This is a genomic window from Vibrio sp. OPT46 (genome assembly GCF_015163535.1).
In the GTDB taxonomy this organism is placed as follows: Bacteria; Pseudomonadota; Gammaproteobacteria; order Enterobacterales; family Vibrionaceae; genus Vibrio; species Vibrio alginolyticus.
Window position 1 is genome coordinate 1 of record NZ_JADDYG010000768.1, and the last position, 203, is coordinate 203.

1 pseudogene is annotated in these 203 nt (G+C 41.9%); it reads right to left on the reverse strand.

What is annotated here, in order from left to right:
* A pseudogene (locus tag IQR33_RS26885) lies at positions 1-203 on the reverse strand (hypothetical protein); the annotation flags it as partial.

Genomic DNA, 203 nt, shown 5'->3' on the forward strand with positions numbered 1-203 from the left:
TTTGATTGTTCGATTTCAGACTCGGTTTGCCACTTGCCGTTGTAAAGGTATTCACGCTCAGGAAGTGGGGCATTTGACGCCCTTAAATCAAATACCTCTTCGGTTTGATATTCTCTACTACAAACTGGAATACTAAAGAGCCTTGATTCTGGCTTCGATTCAAACAGCTTTTTGTGGTCATCTACCTCTGTACAATCCAGCTT